At 50.1% G+C, this 21,532-nt stretch carries 32 protein-coding genes; all 32 read right to left on the reverse strand.

Annotation, left to right across the window (positions count from 1 at the left end; all coding sequences use genetic code 11):
- Positions 1-19 precede the first annotated feature (19 nt).
- The 32 genes from ACNI23_RS10090 to ACNI23_RS10245 all read right to left on the reverse strand — a co-directional run bounded on the left by ACNI23_RS10090 (position 20) and on the right by ACNI23_RS10245 (position 21,514).
- Complete coding sequence (locus tag ACNI23_RS10090; protein ID WP_420248397.1) at positions 20-535, reverse strand: phage major tail tube protein; 516 nt, start codon at positions 533-535, stop codon at positions 20-22.
- An 11-nt stretch (positions 536-546) separates the two neighbouring features.
- Positions 547-1,719 (reverse strand): phage tail sheath subtilisin-like domain-containing protein, encoded by a 1,173-nt coding sequence (locus ACNI23_RS10095; protein WP_420248399.1) that lies wholly within the window; start codon positions 1,717-1,719, stop codon positions 547-549.
- 2 nt (positions 1,720-1,721) lie between these two features.
- Complete coding sequence (locus tag ACNI23_RS10100; protein ID WP_420248401.1) at positions 1,722-2,000, reverse strand: hypothetical protein; 279 nt, start codon at positions 1,998-2,000, stop codon at positions 1,722-1,724.
- Positions 2,000-4,375 carry a LamG-like jellyroll fold domain-containing protein gene (locus ACNI23_RS10105; protein ID WP_420248403.1) on the reverse strand — a complete coding sequence of 792 codons (2,376 nt, stop codon included), beginning with the start codon at positions 4,373-4,375 and terminating at the stop codon, positions 2,000-2,002. Before ACNI23_RS10105 ends, ACNI23_RS10100 begins: the two co-directional genes overlap by 1 nt.
- A complete protein-coding gene (locus ACNI23_RS10110) occupies positions 4,376-5,062 on the reverse strand; it encodes a phage tail protein I (RefSeq protein WP_420248404.1) in 687 nt (228 codons plus the stop codon).
- Positions 5,059-5,955 carry a baseplate assembly protein gene (locus ACNI23_RS10115; RefSeq protein WP_420248406.1) on the reverse strand — a complete coding sequence of 299 codons (897 nt, stop codon included), beginning with the start codon at positions 5,953-5,955 and terminating at the stop codon, positions 5,059-5,061. The genes ACNI23_RS10110 and ACNI23_RS10115 overlap by 4 nt, the downstream gene beginning before the upstream one ends.
- Positions 5,952-6,287: a GPW/gp25 family protein gene (locus ACNI23_RS10120; protein WP_420248408.1), complete on the reverse strand. Its 336-nt coding sequence runs from the start codon at positions 6,285-6,287 to the stop codon at positions 5,952-5,954. The genes ACNI23_RS10115 and ACNI23_RS10120 overlap by 4 nt, the downstream gene beginning before the upstream one ends.
- A 2-nt stretch (positions 6,288-6,289) precedes the next feature.
- Positions 6,290-6,481 carry a hypothetical protein gene (locus tag ACNI23_RS10125; protein WP_420248410.1) on the reverse strand — a complete coding sequence of 64 codons (192 nt, stop codon included), beginning with the start codon at positions 6,479-6,481 and terminating at the stop codon, positions 6,290-6,292.
- Positions 6,471-7,316 carry a phage baseplate assembly protein V gene (locus ACNI23_RS10130; RefSeq protein WP_420248412.1) on the reverse strand — a complete coding sequence of 282 codons (846 nt, stop codon included), beginning with the start codon at positions 7,314-7,316 and terminating at the stop codon, positions 6,471-6,473. The genes ACNI23_RS10125 and ACNI23_RS10130 overlap by 11 nt, the downstream gene beginning before the upstream one ends.
- Positions 7,316-7,903, reverse strand: a complete 588-nt coding sequence (locus ACNI23_RS10135; RefSeq protein WP_420248414.1) for a hypothetical protein — start codon at positions 7,901-7,903, stop codon at positions 7,316-7,318. The genes ACNI23_RS10130 and ACNI23_RS10135 overlap by 1 nt, the downstream gene beginning before the upstream one ends.
- A 4-nt stretch (positions 7,904-7,907) precedes the next feature.
- Entirely contained in the window at positions 7,908-8,387 is a 480-nt protein-coding gene (locus ACNI23_RS10140; protein WP_420248416.1) for a phage virion morphogenesis protein, read from the reverse strand.
- A 3-nt stretch (positions 8,388-8,390) separates the two neighbouring features.
- Positions 8,391-8,804, reverse strand: a complete 414-nt coding sequence (locus ACNI23_RS10145; protein WP_420248417.1) for a gp436 family protein — start codon at positions 8,802-8,804, stop codon at positions 8,391-8,393.
- Positions 8,805-9,173, reverse strand: a complete 369-nt coding sequence (locus ACNI23_RS10150) for a DUF7210 family protein (protein ID WP_420248419.1) — start codon at positions 9,171-9,173, stop codon at positions 8,805-8,807. It abuts the gene before it with no gap.
- An 8-nt stretch (positions 9,174-9,181) separates the two neighbouring features.
- On the reverse strand, positions 9,182-10,111 hold the full coding sequence (locus ACNI23_RS10155) for a hypothetical protein (protein ID WP_420248420.1): 930 nt from the start codon (positions 10,109-10,111) through the stop codon (positions 9,182-9,184).
- A 12-nt stretch (positions 10,112-10,123) separates the two neighbouring features.
- Positions 10,124-10,489 carry a capsid cement protein gene (locus tag ACNI23_RS10160; RefSeq protein WP_420248422.1) on the reverse strand — a complete coding sequence of 122 codons (366 nt, stop codon included), beginning with the start codon at positions 10,487-10,489 and terminating at the stop codon, positions 10,124-10,126.
- A complete protein-coding gene (locus ACNI23_RS10165; protein ID WP_420248424.1) occupies positions 10,482-11,630 on the reverse strand; it encodes a hypothetical protein in 1,149 nt (382 codons plus the stop codon). The genes ACNI23_RS10160 and ACNI23_RS10165 overlap by 8 nt, the downstream gene beginning before the upstream one ends.
- A 389-nt stretch (positions 11,631-12,019) precedes the next feature.
- A complete protein-coding gene (locus tag ACNI23_RS10170; protein WP_420248426.1) occupies positions 12,020-13,249 on the reverse strand; it encodes a phage minor head protein in 1,230 nt (409 codons plus the stop codon).
- A complete protein-coding gene (locus tag ACNI23_RS10175) occupies positions 13,236-14,678 on the reverse strand; it encodes a DUF935 domain-containing protein (RefSeq protein ID WP_420248427.1) in 1,443 nt (480 codons plus the stop codon). Before ACNI23_RS10175 ends, ACNI23_RS10170 begins: the two co-directional genes overlap by 14 nt.
- Before the next feature lies 1 nt (position 14,679).
- Positions 14,680-16,338, reverse strand: a complete 1,659-nt coding sequence (locus ACNI23_RS10180) for a hypothetical protein (RefSeq protein ID WP_420248429.1) — start codon at positions 16,336-16,338, stop codon at positions 14,680-14,682.
- A 3-nt stretch (positions 16,339-16,341) separates the two neighbouring features.
- Positions 16,342-16,935 (reverse strand): DUF3486 family protein, encoded by a 594-nt coding sequence (locus ACNI23_RS10185; protein WP_420248431.1) that lies wholly within the window; start codon positions 16,933-16,935, stop codon positions 16,342-16,344.
- Between the two features lie 9 nt (positions 16,936-16,944).
- The gene (locus ACNI23_RS10190; protein WP_420248432.1) at positions 16,945-17,241 is read right to left on the reverse strand and encodes a VpaChn25_0724 family phage protein; all 297 of its coding nucleotides are present in this window, start codon (positions 17,239-17,241) and stop codon (positions 16,945-16,947) included.
- A 3-nt stretch (positions 17,242-17,244) separates the two neighbouring features.
- The gene (locus ACNI23_RS10195; RefSeq protein WP_420248434.1) at positions 17,245-17,691 is read right to left on the reverse strand and encodes a DUF2730 family protein; all 447 of its coding nucleotides are present in this window, start codon (positions 17,689-17,691) and stop codon (positions 17,245-17,247) included.
- Positions 17,692-18,231 (reverse strand): hypothetical protein, encoded by a 540-nt coding sequence (locus tag ACNI23_RS10200; protein WP_420248435.1) that lies wholly within the window; start codon positions 18,229-18,231, stop codon positions 17,692-17,694.
- A 3-nt stretch (positions 18,232-18,234) separates the two neighbouring features.
- A complete protein-coding gene (locus ACNI23_RS10205; RefSeq protein WP_420248437.1) occupies positions 18,235-18,390 on the reverse strand; it encodes a hypothetical protein in 156 nt (51 codons plus the stop codon).
- Complete coding sequence (locus tag ACNI23_RS10210; protein ID WP_420248439.1) at positions 18,387-18,806, reverse strand: DUF5675 family protein; 420 nt, start codon at positions 18,804-18,806, stop codon at positions 18,387-18,389. The genes ACNI23_RS10205 and ACNI23_RS10210 overlap by 4 nt, the downstream gene beginning before the upstream one ends.
- Before the next feature lie 9 nt (positions 18,807-18,815).
- Positions 18,816-19,160 (reverse strand): hypothetical protein, encoded by a 345-nt coding sequence (locus tag ACNI23_RS10215; RefSeq protein ID WP_420248440.1) that lies wholly within the window; start codon positions 19,158-19,160, stop codon positions 18,816-18,818.
- 167 nt (positions 19,161-19,327) lie between these two features.
- On the reverse strand, positions 19,328-19,699 hold the full coding sequence (locus ACNI23_RS10220; protein ID WP_420248442.1) for a hypothetical protein: 372 nt from the start codon (positions 19,697-19,699) through the stop codon (positions 19,328-19,330).
- A gap of 47 nt (positions 19,700-19,746) precedes the next feature.
- Positions 19,747-20,121 (reverse strand): RNA helicase, encoded by a 375-nt coding sequence (locus ACNI23_RS10225; protein WP_420248444.1) that lies wholly within the window; start codon positions 20,119-20,121, stop codon positions 19,747-19,749.
- Positions 20,122-20,130: 9 nt separating this feature from the next.
- The gene (locus ACNI23_RS10230; RefSeq protein ID WP_420248446.1) at positions 20,131-20,577 is read right to left on the reverse strand and encodes a gp16 family protein; all 447 of its coding nucleotides are present in this window, start codon (positions 20,575-20,577) and stop codon (positions 20,131-20,133) included.
- Positions 20,578-21,033, reverse strand: a complete 456-nt coding sequence (locus ACNI23_RS10235) for a hypothetical protein (protein WP_420248447.1) — start codon at positions 21,031-21,033, stop codon at positions 20,578-20,580.
- 2 nt (positions 21,034-21,035) lie between these two features.
- Complete coding sequence (locus tag ACNI23_RS10240) at positions 21,036-21,332, reverse strand: hypothetical protein (protein WP_420248449.1); 297 nt, start codon at positions 21,330-21,332, stop codon at positions 21,036-21,038.
- Positions 21,317-21,514, reverse strand: coding sequence for a hypothetical protein (locus ACNI23_RS10245; protein ID WP_420248451.1), 198 nt, complete (start codon positions 21,512-21,514; stop codon positions 21,317-21,319). The genes ACNI23_RS10240 and ACNI23_RS10245 overlap by 16 nt, the downstream gene beginning before the upstream one ends.
- Between the last annotated feature and the right edge of the window lie 18 nt (positions 21,515-21,532).

Consider the following 21,532-nt stretch of genomic DNA (forward strand, 5'->3'; position numbering starts at 1 on the left):
ATCTCCATTTAAACAGCTATTAAATACCCAGCGCGTCACGCTCACTGGCAAGCTGATCCACACCGCCAATAGTACGGATTATATTTACAGTGTCGATTTCAATCGTTTCATCACCGGCAATGGTTACTTTGTAGTAGGTGAGAGTTATTCCTACCTTGAGGGTTGAATCATCACCGGCTTTCCACGTTCCAGAATCCAGCTCTTTGACCTTCCCGCGCATTTCAAGAATCACTGCATCGGCATCATTTCCACCAGCTCTGATAGCCCCACGAAATGTGATCGGGATATCATCTTTTTCAAGTACGCCGAACTTCTCAAACAGTTCCGGGCTGTACTCGGCAAAGGTGGCATTGGCTTCAAGCTTTTCCATGCCCATGTCGATTTCAACGGGCGCATCCATGCCGCCAGCGCGGTACTCTTCAGTTTTGAGTGCCAGTTTAGGAGGTTCAAGTTCCTGTACTTTTCCCAAGTATCCGGTACCGTCCACCCACGCTGTGAATTTTTTTAACTTCCTCGGAAGTGTAGTAGCTGCCATTGTTTCACTCCTTATGCGGCCAGAACCTGATTAACCAGCTCGTCATAGTAGCCGTTGTTTCTGTGTGCCCTGAAGGTCAGACGCTCAAGCGGTGCCGGAGCTTCGTTGTCAAAATCAAGGTAAAGCTGACCGGCCATGAGGGTTTCCTTGGTGTTAAGTTCCGGGTCAAGCCAGCACTTGCCGCCGAGGGTTGCTCCAATTGCTTTCTGGTGGCGCAGAAAAGCGTTTACGCTACCCTGAATATCCAGAATGAGCTGTGCGCTAAAAGGCTTATCCATTGCCCAGAGAAATGCTTCCTCAATGGATTCGTAAATCATGTCATGCGCCCGGCGCACGGACAGGAACGCCCAGAGCGGATCAGTAGCGCAGTTGCGGTTACCCCAGAGGCGGTAGCCTTCACGGTGGATCACGGTTGCCACTTCATTTTCGTTGAGATAGTTCGCCGTGCTGTTGGAGTCGGACAAGTTGAAATCAACCGCGCGAGACAAACCGACAACGCCATTAAGGGTATGGTTGGAGGGCGATTCCCAATAGTTCAGCTTGGAAATGACCCCTGCAACACGGGAGCTGACCGGCTTACTTACGGGTTTATTCAAGGTTGTATCCCAAACAAGAACCGCCGGATCGACCACGTAAACACGGGGGCTGCCCCAATCATCGCGATAAGCAATAGCCTCGGCATCAGTGGTATTAGGACCGTCCGCAATGGTCACGGCGCGGAGCTTGTCCGAAATTCCGAGCAGCTCAGACACTACCGGGTTGGCGGCGTTGTCTACACGCTGAGAAGTAAAACCCGGAGCAATCATCACTTTAGGAGTTACATGAACGTGTGACTGAGAGCCGAGGAAAGCATGAACACCGGTGGCGTTTGCGCCGCTGCCTACAATATTGGAAAGGGTTGCAGCTTCGTCAGCTCCTTCAGGAACCCTGACCACAACAACCATTGCGCCGTTCTGATCGAACACACCGTCAATACCGTCTTTCAGGGTTCCGGTGCTGCCGAGCTTGGCGGCTTTAAGCTGATTACCGGGAATTAGTACCGGCTCATTTTCAGGAAAAACAGTGTTATCCGCATCCGGTGCGGTGCCTATCAGACCGATAACGGAGGACTTAACCACCTTAATCGGTCTGGTTCCATTGTTGATTTCAACGGTTTCGCAACCGTGCAGGAAGTCAGTCGACATACCTATTCCTCCTTGCGGCCAATAACCACAGTTCGTAAAACGTTAATCATTTGTCCTTGTGCTGCCAGTTGCTCCTCAACAGAGCTGGCATCGGCCATGGCCTGCTCCGCTGCCTCCAGTTCTGCATGTGTAGGATCGCCGATCATATTGGGATCGACCAGCCTCACACTGATCTTGTAGGCCTTCCCTTCATGAACAACGGTCATATCCGGGTTGCGCCGTGCATAGTCAAAGATAAGCGCGGCAGCTTCAGGAAGATTCTTTTTGAGAGTGTCCAGCATTATGATCCCTCCTTATCCAGATTTATAACTACTTCGTTAGCGCGGGTTTCGCTTCCTTCAGGCGGTTCTACTTGCACGGCAATCTGGCGAAATGCCGCCGGAGTAACCTTGGCAGTATCGATAACGACAGCCTGCGGGTTAGTCGGATCATCGTCAGTAACAAGTGTCGCCGATTCAATCGCTACCGCAGCATAATCGCCCTCGACAAAAGATGCGTTGGCAGCACCGGTGGCAACAGCAATCTTGGGGAGGATATGCGCACGGCTAGGCACACCAGAGAGGGCAGGAATTGTTGCTCGCCGGATTATGCCCGTCTCCTGCATCAGCTGACCAATCTCTTCAACGGTCAGAGCGCGATTAAACCAGCGCAGTTGATCCATCCGAAGATTGCGCGATCCGGTATTTGATTCCGGCCCCATGATGCGGACTGTTTGGCTGGTGAAATCAACAACCGCCTCACCAATCAGACTGCCATTGATATAGCGAGATACTTTGTTGTTTGTGATTATCAACGCCAGATGTAAAAAGGGAAAATCAGCAGGATCAGGACGCGGAATATTAATAGTGGAACCGGAAAACCGGGTTACCCATTCAACAGTACTGTCATATACTCGGGAATACGACATGTGGTCGCCCTGAGAATCAGTCATGTAGTTCATCGATGAGTTCGCATCGACAATGTTCGGCATGAACCAACTAAATGAAAAAAGATTGTTTGCTGCGGTTTGAAATGGGCTAAACGAAGTTGCCAGAGAATCATTCAAGACAACACCCTTGCCAATTTTCATATCCTCATAGCCAACTAATCCTGCGGCCTGGATAATGTTTCTATTTTCCTGAGAAATCAGGCTGTCATTAAAATTCCAGACATCAACGCCACTGCTATCACCAAAAAAATCAACCACCCCGGAGGTGTCTGTCTCGGTAACGGATTCAACCACACCGCTGCCATGTTCAGTTAAAACTGTATCGCCAACGGCTATGTAATCAGGAGTTTCCAGCTCATCCACTTTTGTACCTGACAACAGTTCCAACCCGGTACCGCGAACGACAACACGAACAGCAAATGCGACCCAATTAGCCTCATACTGCCCTTGCAGCACAGGATTACTGCGGAGAATTGCACCATGATTAAGCGCAACTCCGGCAGCACTGGCCTGTACATACTCCAGCCATGTCTGCCCGATGTATGCGGCTTCGTCAGTTACGATAAATGCCGCCGCAGTCCTGATCCCGGCCCCGACGGACCATTCGGACCACCCCAAAACCTCGCCACGCTGGCGACCTTCAACCTCATAGTCTCTGCTGATCTTGAGCAGGCCAGCCAGCAGCTTGTATGAGACACCGGGAGAAAGTTCTGATGAAGTCCAGATCACATCGCCGGTATCATTCTTTATCTGGTACTGATCGGCGACATGAGTGTCTGCTCCGCCAACTACCGCAAAGCCTGACAGGGATAAATCAGGTCTTTCCTGTACATTGGTAGCTCCTGCCAGCGGTGCAGTAATTGAAGGGCGTTTTACATAGACAAAATCGGAGCGTGTGGTCCATAGTGTTGCTTCTGCGCGGTCACTGATTAACCCGCCGGAAACATACTGTTCGCATGTCGAGCGAAATTGATTCCCCTCGGTCACAATTCCCCCCGGCAATTCATACAGGGTCAGCGCAGTGGCCAGAGGACCAGAATCATGGATCGGATTTAAGAACTCTGTATCAGCCGCCTCAGCCACCAGCCAGCGGGTGGCGTAATGTTCAGGCCCCTTGAGGATGGTCGCGTGCGGAGAACAACGCAGCAGCGGCGTTGCCCCCACATCATTCGTGCCGGTTGCCGGGGCAAGCATCAGAGGCTGGGGAGCGGCAAGGCGGTCAAAAAGATTATCGTGAGCTTTGGGGTCGGTGTTGTGGTCGTCAATGTCCACCTTGGTAGCCAGCACAACCATGTTGTTGATAGTAGCTGCCACGTTTACATTTCGGCCCACCACCAGCATATAGTCAATTACGTCCTCAACAATGTATGCAGAACCGCCGGGAGGGATGTAGCCACCAGCAGAGGCATAGTGCACGGCATAGAGAATTTTGCCATGTATGGGATCATCGGCATATATTCCGGTTTCAGTGTGGGAGAATCCCTCTGCCAAGCCGCTGTTAGTGAACGCAACGGTCAAAACCGCAGTCCCATCATTATCGTTTTTAATCTCCTGAATAGGCAGGGTCAGCTTGGAATCAACTAGGCTTTCCAGCTCTTCAAATTTGACATCTTCGGGATAAACACCCGTGCCGTATTCAACGTGTGAAAACTGAATCAGCGTCCCGGTGAGGGCGCGTTTCATAAGGTCGTCACCACGCTTCGTAAGGATTATTCCTTTAGAATCCATTTAAACGCTCCTTAAACTACGGCGGCGGGAGATACGCATAACGCCACCCATGTATAATGTGGTCGGTTCCGGTGTAATCGGCTTACACTCTGCCGGGTATACTTTACGGCGGCGGGCAAAGCGGATCGCGCCGATGAAATTCATGCTGCCCTCTGAGCCGGTCAGCTCAAAATGAGGATAAATCGTGCTACGGCGGCCCCGGTAAACAATGCCACCCATGTAGATGGTTCCTTCGCGCTGCTGTCGAATTTGAATTGCGTCACGCTCTTGGCTCTGGCGTTTGGCTACGTGATCAGCTGTGACTATGTTTTCATAGTCTTGAGTAGTCATACGCTCCTTGATCTGAAGCTTATAGCGGTCATGGCTTCCGTCATACTCGTGCCATTCCAAAACCCGCACATCATAATCAAGGGCTGCACACATCAGTTCTACCGCGCCGGGTGTGCCTTTTATCCAATGCAAGGCAATACTTTTAGCAATGACCTGCCGTTTCACCTTTTCCGGCCAATCCTCGTCCCAAACATCAACAGACAAAGCCCACGCTAGATAGGGCAACACGGAAAAATGGCATTCCCACGGATTCCAAAGATTGCTAACCGGCTTAAGATCCAGATCATCAATCCGGGCTGCATCAGACGCAGCCCGCTCAAGCTGGGAGGCATTCGGGGGTAACAAGCTTTTACTCATAACTGCACCACCTGAACGTTAATGGCCGTACAAAACGGAGCCTGCCATTCTTCACAGACAATGCTCTCAACCGGCTTGGACATCTGGACATCAACGACACCCGCAACAGTCAATGCGGCATTGATCCCGGAAAGAGTTACCCGGCCTGCAATCTGGTGGGCATTATCTGCATATTCCTGCGCGTATTCTTCAGCAGCCGCCGCAACCACAGCATCGGACGGACCATTAGCGACAGTCAGTACGGCGTTAATCTCGTACTCTCTGATCTCAGCAGCCCGGACCGTCAGCAGATCACCCTGCGGGCGAACTGTCCGGTCAGAAAATATGTTTTCAACTTTGGTAATTGTCTCAGCCACGGGAGTTCCGTTTCCATTGCGCCCCAGCACAGCCAGTTCAATGCAGCCCGGAGCCGTGCGCCGGGATCGTGCGTCTTTCACCTCAGCTGCTTTTAATGCGTGGAATCTGTAGCCCTCTCCCGGACCGGCAACAGAAAAACCTTCAGGGGCCAGTTGGGTTCTGGCACGAAATTCATCATTACTTTCCTCTGTCGGCGGAATGGGTGGCTCGGCTTCAGGATCACCGGGATCAACAATCTTGCGTTCAATCGGAACCAGCGCGGCAAGATGATCAAGATCAGGGCCGAATGCGTAAGCCAGCATCAAAGATTTTGCCCGGTCATTGAACTCCTGCCGGAGGTGCATCTCATCGTAAGCCGCTTCCTCCAGAATTTTGTAAATAGGATCAGACTCAACAATAGATGAATATTCAGGGTAATCCTTTTTAAACTTAGCAAGCTTGCGCTGAAAGATGGTTTCAAAGTCCAGCTCTTCAACAACTTGAGGAGCGGGAAGCTTGGCGAGGTCAATGCGGCTGAAACCGGATTTTTCACTCACAGCACTATCCTCTCAAGCCGAATTGTTTTGCCATCCGGCAAGTATTCACCTTCCACAGCCAGTTCCCAATGGCCCGGCTCGGCAGCAGTTACGAATATCTGCTCCAGCCTGAAACGCGGTTCCCAGCGGTCAAGAGCCACGGCCACAGCCGCAAATACATCAATTAGGGTGTCATCATTCATGGGCGCGTCAATCAGATCAGGCACATCACTACCGTACTCCCGGCGCATCACACGCGTATTAATGGGAGTAGTCAGGATGTCCCGGATGGACTGATGGAGATGGGCATAGCCGGAAAGAGGCTTACCCGTATTCGCACACACGCCCTGCATGATTAACCCTCAGCCTCGGCCTTAGCTTTGGAAGTCTTAGTGGAAGTTTCCTTTTTCACTTCCACATGACCACTCAGTTTCAGGTAACGTGCTTCGGGTTCAGTCATTTCCACAACTTCACTGGCTTCATGCCAGCCCTTCCCATGCTCACGAAAACGCACAATTACGTTGTATTCTTTAGTTTCAACTTCCATCTGTTGCTCCGTTGGGTTCATTGGTTACATCCCCATTCTCGTTATGGGTGTGGTGTGCATTGGACACACCTTTTGAAATAGTATCGCAGTTATGCTGGACCAGATCGCCGTCATAGTGATCAATCTTGCCCCTGATTTCACCGCCACCGCCATGCTGGCCGAGGCCATTGTTAATAATTCCGTCCAGCTCCAAAACGGGGGCGGCCAGCTTGACCTTGGAATCACTCTCAAGGGCTATGTCATCCTTGGCCCGCGCCGTAATCTTGCCTTCGGTGGCGGTCATGTTGATGTTGCCTTTCTCGGCAATCACATTGATGTTGTCGGTCAGAGCCTTAACCGTGACCTGTCCTTTGTTGGCAACCACATCAATGTTGCCTTCAAGCGATCCGACAAAAATATCGTGACCGGCAATGGCTTCAATATCGTGGTCACATTCAAGGAGTGCGGAGCCAGGCACATATCCATAGAGCCGATGGGCGGCTTTATCGTATTCGATAATTGCTCCGTCCTCATAAACGTGACGGTCAAGAGTCGGACGGTCCGCGCAGGCCGGGGAGGCAGTCTGATAAATTGCAGGCAGAACGACTCCCTGAGCCAGATCACCGCCGGGTGAAAGCACCATTACCTGTTCGCCCAATTCAGGTGCCCACCATGAAATATCGTTGCCAGCGCGGGTTGTGATCCACGGCAGCCAGCCGGTTGTCACGTCACCAGATTTGACCCGAAGACGGGCATTTCCGTAATCAGCCTCGCAAATCTTGCCGATGCGCAGGGTGTTTTCCAATCTGCGGCTAATATCGGCATAGGCTCTGGATAAATCTGCGTAGCCCACCATTATTCGCTGTCCTCACTTCCGCTTATAATTTCGGTGTAATCGTCTTTGTGCGCTGCGCCGATGTTGGGGGCTTGGCCGAGGAAGATGGATTTAAGGGTTACGCCGTCTTCCGGTTGCCACATATATTCACCGACCCGCAGAACCTGTTTAAATGTGACTTCCCATAGCTGAACCTTTTTACTGCGTAGTTTGCCGGAATAGAGATTGCGTCCATGAACATCTGTTACCGGGAATGCGTTTTCGGCAAATTGATGCTCCGGCAGAAATTTACCCAGAGCATTGACCAAACTGTTAGCAGCCTGAAATCTAGTCTTTTTAGTTCTGGCACTGTCCCCGGTAATAACTGCGATACTGATAGACATGTGCAAGTCGGTTGTTCCGCTGCTGTCGGCAACGGGATTAAATTCAAAGAGAGCTACGCGGAAAGCAGGACCGCGCATGGCTTCCTGCGCCAAATCCTCAATGGTGAAACGTCCGCAATGGACCTCACTGGATTTTAGGACGGAAAATTCTTTTTTAAACGTATCTGCAACGAGTTCTAAAAAGTCGTTAATTTCGTCAGGTACAAGTTCATTAACTTCAGTCATGGTCCTATCCTTCCAGTGCGTAGCTAAGAAATTCTTCTGTAATCTGGTCGATGTCCTGTTCGTCATCGTCATCCATACCCAGATAAGGCCGGGCCGGAACTTCAACCTGTTTCACAACCACCATTCCCTCGCCAGCCTGAAAACACAGGGCCTTGGCATTCTTGGGTTTGATGATGGCCCCGAACTGGTGGACGGCTGCGTAAATCATGTTGCTGCCGACATCGACACGGTCAGACTTTGCTTCGTAAGTGATGGAGTCTTGCAGATGTCTATCACGCAAAAGCGGCTGATCCGAGGGAGAATCCAGCCACTTGCTGCCGTCAGGGGCTGTGCTGGTTTCAAAACGGTTCTGGGTGGAAGCAACCATGGACATACCTATCTGCTCCATTAGCGGAGTCAGGTCGGACACGACCTCGGCAAGACGGTTCAGCCTTGCCTTGACAACCTCTGTGTCCAGATCAACAGTTATGATTGCTCCACCCATCGTTTAAAACCCGTTTAAATCCCCGAACGGAGACGGCTCATTGTAAGTGAGCATATTGCCGGGGGTTGATTCGTTTTTGTTTTCGTCCACATCCAGCAGGACGGTCCCGTTGCTGATCTTGGCAAGGAGCTTCCGGGCTTCCTTGGCCCGCTCTGTCACCAGCTCAGACTCACCCATTGCATTGACGGGCAGATTGGAGACAGCAAGGTCCGCGCAAATGCGGACAAGCATATCATCCACGCTTTCCAGTGGCAGCTCGTACCGCCTGCGCAGGTAGACATTGATTTCACTACCCGCATCGTTAAGGACCTTGGTGATGACGGCGACATTCAACTCACCGTTTTCATCTTCACCGACCATGGCCCACAGCTCGTCTTCGCCGTAGCGGTCTTTGACATCGGCAGGGGTGGCGTACATTTATTCGGCGTCCTTGGACTGATATTCGGCCCATGCAAGGTGGATGTCGTCAGAGGAAACATCCATGCCGAGCAGCTTTGAAACAGAAGCGACTTTGGGAGTACCGGCCTGAGTAAAGTCTGCGTCCTTGTCCAGATCGGGAATGACCTTGAGAATGGACTTATGCAGATCATCGGTTTCGTCCGTGGAACCAGTGGATTCATTTACAGGCTTATTAAGTTGGCGGGTTGTCCCTTCAATGCTTCCCAGTTCAAGAAGGATGTCAGCGGACTCTTCATCCAGCTCAATAAGATCACCGGCTTTGTACTGCTTGCCGTTATGACGGACTTTACGCAGACACTCATAAGTTTTTATTTCAATTTCAGACATGATCCCCCCTAGATGACGTTCTCAATGAGGTAGCCAGCGTCTTTTGCCAGCACCTTCTCCGAAACAGACTCACCGGCACGGACACGAACACCTCCACGCAGACCTATGGAGGAATCATATTCCTGCATTGCTACAGGCTTACCAAAGGGGACGGTCAAACCCCATGTCATGCCGCGCTTGTTGCTGGCAGTACGGTCCTGATAATGAAATGCGACAGAATTACCCCATGTGCGGACGGGGTTGGCAGCCTGTCCTTTACGGGCATTGTTCACAAAACTGCTACCTACGAGGAGGCGATCAATTTCCAGCTCCTCGCAAAGCTGTTTGCGGGTAATGGAACCTCCGCCGCCGTTAGGGTAAAAGGATTTAAGTACATTGGGATGACGACGAATCTTGCTCCATACCCCCTGTCCCATAGTCAGGGTGTTGCCACGGATAAACATGGATTCAAGAGCATCCGTTAATATTTCAAGAGGCTTACTGGCCGGATCGGTAAACATATCGGAGCCGGACAAGGATTCGACATTGTTCGCGTTGTAATTGTTGGGGTCCTGAACAACACTGGCCACACGGATTTCCCGATCGAGCTCAACCAGCCCCATGATGTATTCCACCGAATCGCCCTGAAGGTTGATCTTACGAGACTTGGCGGCATCAAGGTCAGTCTGCGGAATAAGATCGTCCAGACCATAGTCCTTGGTAGATCCGTCTTTCTCTTCAGCCTGAAAATCAACTTCGTTGACCTTACCTTTACGGCCCACAGCAGTTTCAGGAACCCTGATACCTTCGACGATGTCGTATTCAAGGTATTTGAATTCCATTGTCGGAATGGGGCTGCAACGAAACATTACTTCATCAGCGATGAGTGAGCCGTCCGGGTTGCGCCATGCAATGGCGATGGAAGTTAAAGTCGGATCAACCGGCATTCTGCTTTTCATTATTTTTACTCCTTAAGGCAGCACACCAAGAGCATGCTGGTAGGGTGCGATGTCGTCAGCCACGGCTGAAACATATGCGTAGCCGATAATCCGGGAACCACTGACTGTGGCCTTGATGGCCTTGCCTTCCGCGTCACTGGTCAGCGGATCGCCGCGCAGAACTGTGCCGCCGTATTGGACATCGGGAAGATCACCCATAGTTACATCAACACGTTCCCCGGCAGCGTCTGCGCCGAATTCGGAAGTTACGCCCATAAGGGCATCAGTTGCAGCGGAAGCCTGCACAACAGTGAGGTCGTTGCTGCCGTGGCCGACAATACGGTAAGGATTGATCACGCCTTCGGCGGTGAGGGTCTTGGTAAATCCGGGATTAGCCATTGCTGCCTCCCATGTGTTTACCGGCCTTGACGGCTTCTACTGCTTCGGTAACAGACAGCACCACGCCTCTTGAATTCATTGATTCACGGTAGGACACGGCTTCATTTGCGACTTCTTCCGCAGTCATGCCGCCGGGGTTTTCATCGTCTTCAGAACCTTTGGACTGCTCGCCGAAGTCAACTTGCTGGGGCAGACGCTTCAAGAAATCGGACATGAATTCACGCGGGGAAAGTTTCTTCTGGTCATCACCTTCACCGAATTCAACGATGGTAGTGCCATCCGTATCCAGCCCGGCCATGAAATCGACAAGACCTTCAGCTATGGCAGGGGTCAGTTGCCCGGCATCAACCAAACCTTTCACTTCGTCCTTGGCATCGCGGCGGCGGAACTGCTCTGCGAATTCGGCGTTCTGTTTTTTCAGGGCATCAATCTCGGACTGATTGTCAGGAGCATTGGCAGCCTGATCTTCAGCACCGGAATCATCCGGCTTGCCTTTCTTTTTCATTTCTTCTTCTCCCTGCCCGGAGTCATCCGGGGTTGAGGGTTTATCTTCACTGAATTCAGCCCTGCCTTCTTCACGCGCTGCCTGTTCCTGCACCCAATCCACATCCCAAGAAGACATGGCCCTGTCCGCCTCCTCTTTCCCGAACTTTTCAACAAAGAATTCACGCAGACTGCGGAGAATGCGGGCAACGGTAAGCTCTTCGCCGAACTCAACGGTTACGCAATCCTCATCGCTCCCGGCGAACTCAACGGGCTTAAGCCCTTTCACAGCCGGAACCTGCCCGCCGAGAAAACCGACATGGCGCAGGTAGTAAGAACCGGGAACGGGGTTGTTTTCAGAGTTGGGTAAGTAGAAGCTGGCCGAAATCTTTTTATAGCGACCGGCTTCAACGGATTCAGCAAAAGCCGGTTCGACCTGAGCAGGCTCAACCAGCAGTGAACCTTCGGAAAAAGACAGGGACTTAACCCAGCCGTATGCCGGATCATCATGTTTGGGATGCCCCTTAACCAAAGGGGATTCGTGCAGAGCGGGATCATAGCAAGAAGCACATTCGACAAGATCGGCCTCGGAGAAATCAATCACCTTGCCGTTCATGTCCTTGAACTTCCCGCATTTAAAAATCTCTATGAGCTTCATTCGATCCTCCTTCAAAACTTGAGAGTCGAATTCACCATAGGCACAAAAAAAAGAGCACCCGGAACAGTTCCGGGTGCTCTTTTCGGCTTTTCAATTTCGCTTGCCACCATAGTGCAAGTGGCGACATTTGTCACCCATGCATAGAAAATAGGCAGGATACATATATAGATATGTACGTGGTTGGGCGAGAATGCCGTTTAAATTTTGATTTAAAAAATACAGGCAACATCGACCCGCAAAATTAGTCTAGAAATTCTCTAAGGCCAAATTTAAGCATAGGTTGACCAACATAGAATTAAGGGCTATTTTATTTATACCGAAGACATGGATCGGGAGGCAGCCTCGTTAATCCATGTCGGGCGGTCGTGCGGCTGTCTCGCACATGACCCTTAATCCTTACCCCACACCAATTTCCCAACTCTATGCTTGTTTGCTTCGGCCATTCTCCTTATGGGAATGTATGTCCATGTTTCAAACATGCCGTTTGATGCCTGCGCCACCAGCAGCAACACTTTATTTTTATCCAGCTCCACCACTTTGATTAAACGCTTGCGCAGGGCAATGCGTCCTGTAATCTCGTGTTCCTCAAACGATATCCAGATTTCATAAGGATCGTTAATAAGGTCTGTCAGCATCGGGATAAACTGACTGCGGTCTAGGGGAATATGCCGGGCCAATGTTTCAGCATTGGCAAGCAGCGGGGAGCCGTCCGCCAGTGTAAATATTTTTTCTTCGCCGCCCAGTTCCTTACGCAGCATGGTTGCCATTTGTTCACGGTCAGCGGCTTTAGGTCCAAGTTTGGTAGTAACTTTTTCAGCTGGTACCAGAGGAGACCTTTTTTCTGATCTATGATCACCGGAGGAAAGCTTATTCCATTTCTTCCACTCACCGCTGGCCCGGTATTCGGATACCGCTTTATCAGACAAGGTGTTGCCCCAAGCAGCCTCACCCGGATTGTAATCAAAGCCGGGGTCTATCCCTTTGGGAACCTCTATTGTTTTCTTGCCGTTAATGGTGTTGATGGTGCGCTCTTCATATTCTATTGCCGGGGCTTCTTCTGAAATCTTGTAGCCGTACCGTTTAAGGTCAGCCTCACTCAAACTCTGAACTGTACATTTACAACCCCAACCATTCATGGGGTAATGAGTACGCCAGAACGGATGATCAACCGTAAGAATAGTTCCGTGCAGGGCTTTGTGTTCCGGTCTGCGGTTCCCGCCCTTACGAGCCACATAACGTAAGTAAGGACGTTGCTTTTTGGTTCGCTGTATCTGCTGCCAACGTCCGGCCATAGATGCTTGGCGCATGTTGGTATTGTAGATTACGCGGGAACGCCACCCCGGATTACCGTTGTAGCTCCAGCCATGCTTGGCAACGATGCTGTCAAAGTCCTTGCGAAAATCAGCCAAGGTGGTGCCATCCTTAATAGCCTTCTGGATGGCGGTGTGGAAATCAAGCAGCAAGTCATCCTTCATGGCCCCGGCCACGACAAACGCTTTTGCATGTTCGCCTTTCCAAATATCCGTCCATGTGGCTGTGGGTAACCGGACCTTGCTTTGTAGAAAATCAATGGCCTCGGTAAAAGGGACGGCACCAAACTTAGGTTCAGGTTTTGACATCATCGGCACCTTGTAAATAGGCCACGCTCATGGCCTGCCCCACCAGTTCACTTATACCAGACATGTCCATGCCGGGGTAAAGCTGCAAGAGCTGTTCGGCTACATAATCCAACCCTTCTCCCTGCTGTTCGGCCTGATCCAGCAGTCCGCGCACCTGATTGATTACATCGTCCATGCCGTCTACGGTGAGCTGGTCTAGCTGCCCGGAAATCAATTCAACGTCATCTTCTTCTGCGGGATCTCGTTGCACGGGTTGCTCGGCAAATGATGCCGGGGCCGGGTTCTCTTTGCGTTTCACCCAACCGGAGCCGTACTTTTCGGTGCAGGCTTCCTCGGTCAGCTCGAAGCCCATTGCATAAATTTTAGTATCGCGGTCAATCTGCATACCCACGCGTTCGGAATCTTCAACAATGCGTGAGACCTTCGGCGGAGTCGCGCCGGGATAGTTCCACTCGGTTAGCCAACAGGCCGGGCCGGTGTTGAAGGATTCACACAGCAGATCAGCATCGGAGCGCACCACATCCAGACGGACAGACTTATGCACGTTAGCGGTACCGACATAGGCCCCCGCGTTGGTTGTGCCTGTCTGGGAAAGTATGATTTTAGCTATGGCTATATCCCAATAGCTCATAAAGGACAGGTATGAGCCGGTTCCACTTCCCGTGGCTGACAACAACTCCAAATCAAAGCCTTCAGGGAAAGCCGATGCGCTGTTCTGCCGCAGAGCTTTTGCAGCTTGCAGGGCTACGCGCTTTTGCTTCTCGGTAGCGTTGTTGGGATATTTGGCTTTAACCGAGGGACTACCAAACTTATCAAGGTAGATGGCCCAATACTTAGCACCGTTTCGCTTAAGGAATACAGGCCACCAGAGATAATGCCCAAGCCCACGGCCATACGGCGAGTCGTCATCATCCGCGCCAAAGGACGCAACCCAAAACTTGCGTTCCGGCATGGCTTCGCTTTTGATCCTGTTAACATCATACAAACGCAGCTCGCGCATATCCTTACCGAAGCCGAACCGCCGCTGCTTGCGTACAAGGATTTGATCAAGGGCAATATTGCTGCCATCCTTGGCCCACATGCACTCAGCAACAGCATAACCGTGGAATACGCCGGAAAGCATCATCCGGGTTTTACGATCCCATGATATGCCGTTTAAATACTCATTTAAACTTTCAGCGGCCATCTGCGATTTTTTGTCTTTAGCTCCGGGTGTAACCGTCCAATCGCAGGCAATGACAGCATCCCGCCGCTGCTGGTAGCAACTTTGCACCTCATGGTCGCGAAGAAGCTTGGAATATTCTTCCAGATCGCCGCCAAGGGAAGCCAGAACGCTATCCTCATTGGGAATTATGTCGCCGATCCACGTATCATATATAGTATAGGTATCGTCTGCGGAAAATTCGATTAATTCGGGTCTATCGCTCATATTAATACTCCCAGAGCATATCTTCGGGGATTAAGGACATGGCGTCATTTATCTGGTGATTAAAGACGCTGTTGCTGGAGACTTCCTCACCGGAAGAATTGTCAGCGAGAAACTCAATAGGGGCCACGTCCATGAGCGTGGCTATGTAAGCAAGGAAGTGAGCTATAGCACTATCGCCATGTCTCTTTTTCTTCTTGCCTTTACCAGCAGCCTTGCCCCCATTGGACACAGTTCGGTCACCACGGGGAACCTTCGGAACTCCGTTTATCTTTTTAATTGCTTTATGATCCTGAACAACATCATCGTTATCAGGAACTGTTGTCATGCCTTCTTCAAAAGCCCGTTTAAATTTGGGCATGTTCTCTTTGTAATAGGCATCGGAAAGTTTAACCTGACTGATTCGCTCTTCTCCGAATTTCTGAGCTGCAACCTCGGCCAGATATGAACCGTTACCGGTTGCGTCCATAGCTCCAGACTGAAACAAGGGTAGGCCGTAAACAATATAGAAAAGGATTTGCTTCTGGGCTTCAAACGGGACATTACGCATTTCAACCAGAAACGGACAAAAGCGCACAAGGTTACGCTGAATACTAATAGGCCAGATAACAGAAAGGTCAGCCACACGAGCAAAGTCCTGCCCAAAGCAATGAACTAAATCTTTCGGAAGCTTATCCAGTAGTGGCTTTAAATTCTCCTCGCACCAATCATCAATCCATGAAATTCTCTTATCTTCCGGCCAGAAGGTAAACTCACTTTCAAGCTCCAAGGAAACAACAGGCACACCAGCTGCTCGTGCTTCAATAAGCATAGTGGGGAGGAATACACCGGAGCCTTTAGACGGGATACAGAACAACTCCTCATCAGCATCCTCGCCATAAAAATCAATTACGTCCTGCCGCCACTGAGCCTCGCCTTCAGGTGACCACTCCTGACCAGTGACCAAACAGATTCGCTGATACAGGCCATCTTTAAGGGCATCGTCAAACGTGATCTCGACCAGTTTACCCGGCCTGCGCTCAGAGCGGATGTCATCACACAGCTCATTAAACGCGTTTGCTTCACCATCATGAGTGGACACAACCACCACCTTACCGCCCCAGATCAGGAGGGCCATGGCCGCTTTGATCAGTTCCGGCAGATCATCATGAAATGCAGCCTCGTCAATTATGACCAGCCCTTGACGGCCACGTAGAGAACGGGGCCGGGAAGAAAGAGCGATAATCTCAAAACCGCTGGCAAAGCTGATCCTGAAAGCTTTGATATCCTTATCACCGTCTTTGTCGTCTTTATCAGTAAAGACGAAGTCTTCAACATCGGACGCAGCCTGATTGAATGCCTTGGCCCACATGGCGCACACGTCGATAAATTCGCGGGCCATATCCAGATTGTAGCCGATGTAAAGAGTATCCATTCCTCCAGCCCCTCTGGCAGCGGCAGAGGTCAGGACAGCAGAGGAACCTATTCCCCAAGTTTCGCCGATACGGCGAGACTTTGAAATTACGGTCAGGGGGTGTTCTTCAATAGAGCTATAGGTTTCTTTCTGATACCCAAGCAGAATATCAATAGCACTGCCGCCGGGTTCCAGAACATCCGGGAAAGATTGCATGGACTCGGCACGTATGTCGGCCCATTCTTTACGGCTTACCGGATTCTTACTCATGATCTACGCCTGCACCCTGATACCGAGGATAGAGGTTTTAATGGCACTGATAGTGTCGGTGGAAAGTCCTTTTTCCTTGCCAACGTTATCAACTTCTTTGGCAGCGGCTTTCTTAACCTGTGACTCAACATGTTCACGGATTTTGAATTCGCGGTCCGAGTCAAGTTTGCTGGCCTTAGCGATCTTCTCAACGATGATTGAAAGTGTTTTAAGGCGGTCAAGGTCCGGCCCTGCTTCATCTTCATCGCTACGGTCAAGCACGGCATCAAAGACCATTGTTTTAATCATTTCAGTTACAGCACGTCCCAGATCAGTATCCGAACTTTCACCAAGCCCACCGACCAAGCCTGCGGCAGCTTCACGGGCCTCACGAAGTTTTGATCCGGTTTCTTCAATATGCAGAGCATAACGATTGAGTGCAGACTTACTGATAGGCTCCGCGCCACGACCTTCAAGTAGCTCATTGAAGTGGTCGAGAATCTGCTTCTGGGTCAACCTGCGCTCACGTAAAGCGGTATTAATCGCAACCCGCAAATCTTCCGGCAGAAGATCAATGGATGATGGACGGCCACGGCCTTTGCTTTTTTTCTTGGGCATAACCGATCCTTACAGCGAGGGCATATCCACGCCTTCAACCTCATCCAATCCAGTAGCTACCCGCTTACCTTCGGCTGTAAGCTTGGGAGTCAAACATTTCTCGCAGTCATCGGGCAGGGTCACCAAGCCACGAGCTGCAAGCCATTTAATCTGGGTACGTAGACGTTCACGGTCTTCTGAAAATGCAAACCGTTTTACTGATATTTTTTCAATAAGACTTTCGTTGGCAGTTGCGCCGCCAATTTCCATAAGAATACGAAGAATGCACAGGCGCAGGCTCTCGTTGATGTATGATCCGTAATTCATTTTCTATCCTTTTTTCCTGAGATAATTATCAAGTCTGACAGCTAGCTCTTTAGTTGATATTTGGGCCTCCTTCACACCTTCAATACGCTCAGAAAGGATACCTATATCACCAGCTAGTTCTTTCATTGTGAGATTCAGTTCTGTAACTTCTTTAGCTGTGGGCTGATTTGCAAGCCGCTCTTCGTTGATAGAAATTCGATCCTCAAGATCGTCCACACCCTCATTTATTTTTTCTATGTCTTTAGCGACATCATCTTTCAATGTGTCAAAATCTGTACTGAGCTTGGCAACCGCGTCAGTGATTTCCTTACGACACTTTTCGCAATTACCTTTTCTGACAAACCGTTTATCCAGCTTGTACAAAAACCAGCCCATAACGAACTGCCCGGCAAATATTACGGTGGGTATCCACGACTTGATTTCAGAGAAGATGCTTGCTTCGGTACTCATTTACTTACTTTCCTTCTTCTTACGAGTACCGAACCACCATAGCAGTGCAGTGGTTGCGCAATACAGAATAGTATTAATGACCTGCTGATAAATCCCCAGAGCAGTCTTAGGGTCCATCACCGAGATATTTGACTGTTTGATCACATCCAAGACTTCACACCGAGTGGTCCACACAAGCCAGATCAGGAAGACCGTCAGGCCGGGGCGAACAAGCTTCCGTAAAGCCTCAATGGGAATGAGAAGCCATACAGACCAACCGGGCAGATCATGACCATCAAGGATACTGGACGAATCATGCTGATAGGAAAGTTCCATAAGATCATCGGCAGACTCTTCAAGGCGGGTTTCGGCCTCGCGATCTGCGGCCCGCTGGCGGTATTCCCACTCCTTGTCCATTTCTTTCATGTCGAGTTTGCGCATTTCGATTTCATGAGCGTTTTTGCGCTTATCTTCGAAGTACGAAAAAACTCCCGTAAAGATGGAGCCCAAAAGACCGGTAGCCCCGCCTGTCACTATGCTTAACAATGCATCTGCAATCATGGCTTACCTCATTTTCTTACGAATCTTACGGCCTGCAAACTGAATAGCGTCACAAATGCAGCCACCTACTTTAACAACGCCGACTGCTACATAGCCACCGAGAACAAGACCGAACCCCACACAGAAAGCGGTTCCACTAATTTCGAAAATATCAATCATTGTACGTCCTCAATTATCAGTTTGAACGGTTTATGATTCAGTGCAGACATAAAGGCAGAGAGAGCAGACCTGCTACATAATCCGGCAGTCTGTTTGCCCAGACGACCAATTTTACGAGCAGGAAGGATGCACCCGTGGGAATGAGTCTTCCAACCTAGCGAAGTATCTCCGGCATAGTTCCCGGAATGTATTAAAACGTGACTGCGTCCCGGCACATCTTTGACATGGTAAACCACACCAAAACGTGGAGAACGGACCAAGACACAGTCATAACTACCAGTGGGGATATGGGAGACATTAGAGCGGTTCTGTCTGTCCGGCAGCTCTATTACGTGGAGCCGTATGCCGGGACCACGCAGCAGCCCTAATGTTCCCTGATCACCGCAGTGATAGCGTTTAAGTCTGACTGTTATCATCACGTTGCCTTATCCCCAGATAGCGAGCACAACCCATGAAACAATGGCTATCAAGGCGATACCAATGCCGAGAATGACAGGTTCCGTCCCGGAGTAATTATGAGTGCCTTTAAATCTCTTTGCAGAAACCGCCCAGAGGATTAGACCCGCCACTTCGGCCAACAGTATCCAGTTGATCCACCACCACAGCCCACAATATGCCCATGAAATAACGGCCACCACTTCAAGCAGAAGCCCGGCAATATACAAGGGCAACTTGATGCTGACCTTTTTGATTTTGGGGTTATGGCAGCCCCAGACCATAGCGGCCATGGCCGCCAGCATGAGGAGCAAATTAACAAACAGTATTTTCATAACAGCCTCCTTAGATCAGTAATTTGATATGTAATCTTATGAATTTGATAGATACGGCAGGAGGCAGGATAGGAGGCACCCGGAACTGTTCCGGGCAAAAGAAAAGCCCCCGGTCATTTCTGGCCGGGGGCTTTAAAGGGATGTTTAAACGAGGATTTAAATTACTGTCAATCCCACAGGTTTACCTTCTGTTGGGCAACCGGGGTATTGTCAGGCTTTGCGCCGATCTTTTCGCAAGCCTGCATTTCTTCATAGCAAGCATTGGATGTGTCGTCTTCGCCCTTGCTCCAGAGCTGGCGGGGCTGACAATCAATGCCTGAAAATTTGGCCTGAACTTTGGCTTTGCAAGCTCTGATCTTAGCGCGGAGCACTGCGGCAGCATAATCCGCCTTCGGTACGGTTAAGAATTCAAAGTCGTCACAGGGCAGGCTTGTTTCGCCTGTCATTGCAGCGTATTCCTTGCAGTTAACACGTACATCCTCGGCATAGGCAGTGGAACAGATCAGAACCATAAACAACGCTATCATTGTCAATCTCATATATACCTCCTGATATATTCGCTAAGTATACAGCTAATAAGCAAAGGTCAACTTAAGCCGGGGAGCATACTTTGTTCAGATTTAGGAGCCTCATTAGCCACCCGGCGGACATACCTCTCACTTACACCCAGCTCACGCGCAATATCCCGGCCCGATTTCTGTCCCAGCATTTTCTGTATCTGTGGCTTTTTGGGATCAAGATTAACGCCGCGCGGAATGGTCATCCACATGCCACCATAGGTCTCGCACAGGATTCCCATACGTTCCATGCCAAGGAGTTTGGCAAGCTTATGACTAGGCTTTGCAGTCTGGGGGATATATTCAGATACGCCGCCCAATTCCTCAGCAAGCACAAGCGCAGGCTCCCGGCCTATGGTGTCGGCCAGCTCTTGCAATAACGGCGGCCATGATGATGTAGGCATAATAACCTCCTATGAGATTCTTGCTATCCACTGTTTGAGTGATTCTATGCACTGGTTGAGCTGCTTAGTTGTCAGCCATTCGGGATCACCAACACCATCAGGATGGTCCTCGCTCTTAGTCATACGTTTAACCCATGCCCGAAGAGCTTCACGGCTGGGATCGGAAACACCACCAGCCTCGTAAAGTTCAGTCCAAAGCCCGAAAAGCATCCGGGTGTGTGCATCTTTGGACTTCTTGTGCTTACGTTTATTGCCTTTGTTCTTGAAGACAACACCCCGGCTTTCCAAGTGGTTGATAACCATATGCAAGTCCTTGGCATTCATTTTTGCACATGAGGTCTTGTTCGTAAGATTGAAAAGCATGGTTTCGTATTCATCCCGCTTTTCAGGATCGTCTAAGCCAAGCTGTTTACAGCCGAGCTTGATCTTGCCGATAAGTTTATTGCGGAAACTCATTTAAACCACCTCCAGTTCATGAATAGGAACCTGCACACGACCCCGGCCAGCAATGGAGACAAAAACATGCCACTGCTGGTCCGCGCCGAGAAAAGCAGGAGAACCTACAAAACCCAAGTCCTTTCTTGGTCCAATATCCTCTTTACCGTTAGGCACGCGCACCCGTGTTCCCTGCGGCAGGTAAAGCCGCTTAGTGTTCACATTTGTGTTGTGATCAACCAGAGACAGAAAGCCGTCACGAAACACGGCTAGAATCTCAAGCTCATTCATGAAATCGTATTTAATGCCACGTGGAGTAAACCAGCAGCCTGCAACCTTCACACGGTATTTACCGTCCTCGGCTCCGGGCTGATCCGGCCACAACATGGAATCAAAAAGCTGGAGCTTGAGTACTGTCTTGCTCGTCTTTTTGATAAGTAAAGAAATACCTTCTTCGTCTTTGCGTTTTTCGCCCATGGTTAATAGCTCCGTAGCTCGTTCATGGCTTCCCTATATTTGTCAGCTCTAATCCAAATTTTATGCGCTTTTTCAGCGGTTACACATGATGCCACAATCGCCATAGTGTCATTATTGTCTGACGCTTCTTGCATTTCACGGTCTGCAACCTCACTAAGAGCTATGCTTTTCTCTCTAAGATACATCCAACGCGCATGTAGTAGCTCCCACTGACGAATCAGATTGAGTCCAGACTTTTCCCTTATCAGGATGATTAGTTCTGCTTTTGTGAGGTCTTCAAGGGTTAATTCTTTTGGCATTCCTGCGTTTCCTTTTGGTCAGCTATGAGCCGATCCAAAATCTTACCACCTCGGATAATTTCATCTTTGGCATTCTGGCAGTTGTCGGGATTTGCGATAATGCATTCAACAAGAATACGCATCGTAGCTTCCCAAGTAGGGGTAACATCGACCGTCATTTCTTTTTTGTTTTCAGTATTCATCATATCCACCTTTGGATT

Origin of the sequence: Maridesulfovibrio pacificus (SeqCode), from assembly GCF_048612815.1 — a bacterium.
In the GTDB taxonomy this organism is placed as follows: domain Bacteria; phylum Desulfobacterota; class Desulfovibrionia; order Desulfovibrionales; family Desulfovibrionaceae; genus Maridesulfovibrio; species Maridesulfovibrio pacificus.

Excerpts from the sequence above, each read along its gene's own strand:
- ACNI23_RS10120 (WP_420248408.1), bottom strand. The coding sequence starts at position 6,287 with ATGCAGGGCGTGTGTGCGAATACGGGTAAGCCTCTTTCCGGCTATGCC.
- ACNI23_RS10095 (WP_420248399.1), bottom strand. The coding sequence starts at position 1,719 with ATGTCGACTGACTTCCTGCACGGTTGCGAAACCGTTGAAATCAACAAT.
- ACNI23_RS10240 (WP_420248449.1), bottom strand. The coding sequence starts at position 21,332 with ATGCCAAAAGAATTAACCCTTGAAGACCTCACAAAAGCAGAACTAATC.
- ACNI23_RS10110 (WP_420248404.1), bottom strand. The coding sequence starts at position 5,062 with ATGAGTAAAAGCTTGTTACCCCCGAATGCCTCCCAGCTTGAGCGGGCT.
- ACNI23_RS10185 (WP_420248431.1), bottom strand. The coding sequence starts at position 16,935 with ATGCCCAAGAAAAAAAGCAAAGGCCGTGGCCGTCCATCATCCATTGAT.
- ACNI23_RS10150 (WP_420248419.1), bottom strand. The coding sequence starts at position 9,173 with ATGTCTGAAATTGAAATAAAAACTTATGAGTGTCTGCGTAAAGTCCGT.
- ACNI23_RS10200 (WP_420248435.1), bottom strand. The coding sequence starts at position 18,231 with ATGATTGCAGATGCATTGTTAAGCATAGTGACAGGCGGGGCTACCGGT.
- ACNI23_RS10230 (WP_420248446.1), bottom strand. The coding sequence starts at position 20,577 with ATGAGTTTCCGCAATAAACTTATCGGCAAGATCAAGCTCGGCTGTAAA.
- ACNI23_RS10165 (WP_420248424.1), bottom strand. The coding sequence starts at position 11,630 with ATGAAGCTCATAGAGATTTTTAAATGCGGGAAGTTCAAGGACATGAAC.
- ACNI23_RS10190 (WP_420248432.1), bottom strand. The coding sequence starts at position 17,241 with ATGAATTACGGATCATACATCAACGAGAGCCTGCGCCTGTGCATTCTT.
- ACNI23_RS10205 (WP_420248437.1), bottom strand. The coding sequence starts at position 18,390 with ATGATTGATATTTTCGAAATTAGTGGAACCGCTTTCTGTGTGGGGTTC.
- ACNI23_RS10210 (WP_420248439.1), bottom strand. The coding sequence starts at position 18,806 with ATGATAACAGTCAGACTTAAACGCTATCACTGCGGTGATCAGGGAACA.
- ACNI23_RS10140 (WP_420248416.1), bottom strand. The coding sequence starts at position 8,387 with ATGGGTGGAGCAATCATAACTGTTGATCTGGACACAGAGGTTGTCAAG.
- ACNI23_RS10235 (WP_420248447.1), bottom strand. The coding sequence starts at position 21,033 with ATGGGCGAAAAACGCAAAGACGAAGAAGGTATTTCTTTACTTATCAAA.
- ACNI23_RS10135 (WP_420248414.1), bottom strand. The coding sequence starts at position 7,903 with ATGACTGAAGTTAATGAACTTGTACCTGACGAAATTAACGACTTTTTA.
- ACNI23_RS10160 (WP_420248422.1), bottom strand. The coding sequence starts at position 10,489 with ATGGCTAATCCCGGATTTACCAAGACCCTCACCGCCGAAGGCGTGATC.
- ACNI23_RS10215 (WP_420248440.1), bottom strand. The coding sequence starts at position 19,160 with ATGAAAATACTGTTTGTTAATTTGCTCCTCATGCTGGCGGCCATGGCC.
- ACNI23_RS10090 (WP_420248397.1), bottom strand. The coding sequence starts at position 535 with ATGGCAGCTACTACACTTCCGAGGAAGTTAAAAAAATTCACAGCGTGG.
- ACNI23_RS10100 (WP_420248401.1), bottom strand. The coding sequence starts at position 2,000 with ATGCTGGACACTCTCAAAAAGAATCTTCCTGAAGCTGCCGCGCTTATC.
- ACNI23_RS10175 (WP_420248427.1), bottom strand. The coding sequence starts at position 14,678 with ATGAGCGATAGACCCGAATTAATCGAATTTTCCGCAGACGATACCTAT.
- ACNI23_RS10125 (WP_420248410.1), bottom strand. The coding sequence starts at position 6,481 with ATGGAAGTTGAAACTAAAGAATACAACGTAATTGTGCGTTTTCGTGAG.
- ACNI23_RS10170 (WP_420248426.1), bottom strand. The coding sequence starts at position 13,249 with ATGTCAAAACCTGAACCTAAGTTTGGTGCCGTCCCTTTTACCGAGGCC.
- ACNI23_RS10195 (WP_420248434.1), bottom strand. The coding sequence starts at position 17,691 with ATGAGTACCGAAGCAAGCATCTTCTCTGAAATCAAGTCGTGGATACCC.
- ACNI23_RS10220 (WP_420248442.1), bottom strand. The coding sequence starts at position 19,699 with ATGAGATTGACAATGATAGCGTTGTTTATGGTTCTGATCTGTTCCACT.
- ACNI23_RS10145 (WP_420248417.1), bottom strand. The coding sequence starts at position 8,804 with ATGTACGCCACCCCTGCCGATGTCAAAGACCGCTACGGCGAAGACGAG.
- ACNI23_RS10180 (WP_420248429.1), bottom strand. The coding sequence starts at position 16,338 with ATGAGTAAGAATCCGGTAAGCCGTAAAGAATGGGCCGACATACGTGCC.
- ACNI23_RS10155 (WP_420248420.1), bottom strand. The coding sequence starts at position 10,111 with ATGAAAAGCAGAATGCCGGTTGATCCGACTTTAACTTCCATCGCCATT.
- ACNI23_RS10225 (WP_420248444.1), bottom strand. The coding sequence starts at position 20,121 with ATGCCTACATCATCATGGCCGCCGTTATTGCAAGAGCTGGCCGACACC.
- ACNI23_RS10105 (WP_420248403.1), bottom strand. The coding sequence starts at position 4,375 with ATGGATTCTAAAGGAATAATCCTTACGAAGCGTGGTGACGACCTTATG.
- ACNI23_RS10130 (WP_420248412.1), bottom strand. The coding sequence starts at position 7,316 with ATGGTGGGCTACGCAGATTTATCCAGAGCCTATGCCGATATTAGCCGC.
- ACNI23_RS10245 (WP_420248451.1), bottom strand. The coding sequence starts at position 21,514 with ATGAATACTGAAAACAAAAAAGAAATGACGGTCGATGTTACCCCTACT.